Source organism: Saccharothrix sp. ST-888 (assembly GCF_000955975.1).
In the GTDB taxonomy this organism is placed as follows: Bacteria; Actinomycetota; Actinomycetes; order Streptomycetales; family Streptomycetaceae; genus Kitasatospora.
This window is the reverse complement of record NZ_JYJF01000516.1, coordinates 1-368: the sequence shown is the minus strand read 5'-3', so window position 1 is coordinate 368 and position 368 is coordinate 1. Positions and strand designations below refer to the sequence as shown.

The following is a 368-nucleotide window of genomic DNA, read 5'->3' as shown; positions in this document are numbered from 1 at the left end:
CTACGCCCCGTCGGAGGGTGGAACACAGCGACGTCCCGCGGGGGCCGCCCTGGGACGCCTGCGCTGAGGACGGGCCGTACGGGCCCGGCGCCGCGCCCAACCGGATCGCAGTCGAGTGTACGGGCGCGCCCGGCGCGCCTCGTGGGTGGCTGGTGCCCGGTCTGCCCGACAATGCGTACGAGTGGGACGTGAAGCTGACTGAGAACCAGGTCGGTGCGGCGACGCTCGAGGCACTGGCGCGGTGACCGGGCGAGTTGCCCTGGGGTGGAGGCGGAGGTGCGGGCAGCATGGCGATCGAGTGACTGCGCGGCCACCGCTCCTGCCGGGCGGTCAGGGTGGAGCGCGACCCGGTCCGGGCGGAGCGGATG

1 pseudogene is annotated in these 368 nt (G+C 74.7%); it reads left to right on the top strand.

The annotated features are described in order from the left end of the window. Nucleotides 1–245 (top strand): annotated as a pseudogene (locus UK12_RS43935) (hypothetical protein); the annotation flags it as partial. Nucleotides 246–368 lie beyond the last annotated feature (123 nt).